The following is a 2,261-nucleotide window of genomic DNA, read 5'->3' as shown; positions in this document are numbered from 1 at the left end:
CTACACCGACGCCAACGGCATCGGCATCCGCTACGCTCGCACTAACGAGGCCGGACTGGCGCAGACCGATTCCTTCGCACAAGGTGTCGGCTCCACCGCTGTCGGCTACCAGGCGACCGCGACCGGGGTCAGCGCGCTGGCGCTCGGCCGCGCCAGCAACGCCAGCATCGACGGCAGCGTGGCGCTGGGCTCGGGTTCGATCTCCAATCGCGCGATCGCTCCGGCTACCGGCCAGATCGCAGCCGGTCCGTCGAACTTCATCCAGTTCAACACGACCGACAAGGCGCTGCTCGGCGCGGTTTCGGTCGGCGACGTCAACTCCTACCGGCAGATCACCAATGTGGCCGACGGCACGCAGGACCAGGACGCGGTGACGGTGCGCCAGCTCGCCGGCGCCATCGCTGCCGTGTCGGTCACCTCGACGAAATACTTCCATGCCAATTCGGCGGCGGGCGACTCGCTGGCGGTCGGCGCGGAGTCGGTCGCGGTCGGTCCGACGACCGTCGTCAACGGCGACAACGGCATCGGCATCGGCAACGGCGCCATCGTCGACCAGACAGCACCCGGCGGAACGGCCATCGGCCAGAACGCGCATGTGCTGCTGGCCGACGGCCTGGCGCTCGGCACCAATTCGACCGCCTCCGGCATCCAGTCGGTGGCGCTCGGCGCCGGCGCCCAAAGCACCTTCATCAACAGCGTCGCGCTTGGTGCGCAGTCCATCACCACGGTCGGCGCACAAACGAACTACGCGGCCTATGGGCTTGCTGGCGCGCAGACCTCGGTCGGCGAGGTGTCGATCGGCGCCGCCGGGGCCGAACGCAAGCTGACCAATGTCGCGGCGGGCTCGGCCGACACCGACGGCGTCAACGTCTCGCAGTTGCGCGGCGTGACGAAAAACGTCACCGACCTGTTCGGCGGCGTTACCACGATCAATCCCGACGGCTCGATCACCGGCCCGACCTACACTATCCAGGGCAACAACTACTCGACCGTCTATGACGGCCTGACGGCCGTCGACAATGCCCTGACCACCATCAGCAATGGCGGCGGCATCAAATACTTCCACGCCAATTCGACGCTGGCCGACAGCATCGCCGGCGGCACCAACGCGGTGGCGATCGGGCCGGAAAGCGTGGCGAGCGGCGCCGAGAGCGTGGCTGCGGGCCATGGCTCGACGGCTACCGGGGCGGGCGCCGTCGCGCTCGGCCAGGGTGCGCAGGCCAACAACGCCAACGATGTGGCGCTCGGCTCCGGCTCGGTGACGCAGACAGCCGTCGGCACCTCCAGCACCGTCATCGGCGGCAAGACCTACACCTTCGCCGGAACGACTCCGACCGGAACCGTCAGCGTCGGCGATGCCGGCGCCGAGCGGACGATCACCAACGTCGCCGCCGGGCGCGTCGATGCCGGCAGCACGGATGCGATCAACGGCTCGCAGCTCTACGCCACCAACACGGCGATCGAGGATTTGAAAGCCGGCGTCGGAAACCTCACCCAGAACGCGGTGACCTATGACGCCCCGGGCGGCGTCAAGTCGAACACCATCACGCTGCAGGGTGGCGACGTCAACGCGCCGGTCGTCATCTCCAATGTCGGCCCCGGCGTCAAAGGGACCGATGCGGTCAATGTCGAACAGATGAACCAGGGCCTGACCGCCGGCAAGAGCTATACGGACAACCGCGTGGCTTACGCTATCGATACGTCCAACGACTACACCGACAAGGTAGCCGCCACGACCCTGCAGCAGGCCAACGACTATACCGACCAGAAGCTCGGCCAGCTCAATTCGGACATCAACGGCATCCGCGACGAGGCCCGGCAGGCGGCCGCGATAGGCCTCGCCGCCGCCTCGCTGCGCTACGACGACCGGCCCGGAAAGCTGAGCGTCGCGGCGGGTGGCGGCCTCTGGCGCGACGCCGGCGCGTTCGCCTTCGGTGCGGGCTACACCAGCGAGGACGGCCGCATCCGCGGCAATCTGTCGGGCACGGCAGCGGGTGGGCATGTCGGCGTCGGCGCCGGCATCAGCTTCACCTTGAACTGAGGCAGGGATGAAAGGACTTGTTGCCCTGACCTGCCTGGCGCTTTGCGGCGGCCTCGTGCCGGCCGCCGGGCAGGTCGCGTCGACCTACAGGATCAAGCCTTCGGACGTGGTGCTCCCGCCCGAGGTGAAGCTCGGAGACTACCAGCGCACCATACGCCCATTCGACAACTGGACGCTGATCTGCGACGAGAACCTCAAAGCCCGCAAGAAGGTCTGCAAC

At 67.8% G+C, this 2,261-nt stretch carries 1 protein-coding gene and 1 pseudogene; both read left to right on the top strand.

Annotated features, from left to right (window positions below; genetic code table 11):
• Window positions 1-2,041, top strand: a 2,041-nt coding sequence (locus tag EN884_RS33620; RefSeq protein WP_206617712.1) for a YadA-like family protein, incomplete at its 5' end; no start/stop codon positions are given.
• A gap of 7 nt (window positions 2,042-2,048) precedes the next feature.
• Window positions 2,049-2,261: pseudogene (locus EN884_RS33615) on the top strand (invasion associated locus B family protein); the annotation flags it as partial.

Origin of the sequence: Mesorhizobium sp. M7A.F.Ca.AU.001.01.1.1 (assembly GCF_004022735.1) — a bacterium.
GTDB classification, from domain to species: Bacteria; Pseudomonadota; Alphaproteobacteria; order Rhizobiales; family Rhizobiaceae; genus Mesorhizobium; species Mesorhizobium ciceri.
The sequence above is the reverse complement of the archived record's forward strand: the minus strand, read 5'-3'. Positions and strand labels throughout refer to the sequence as shown.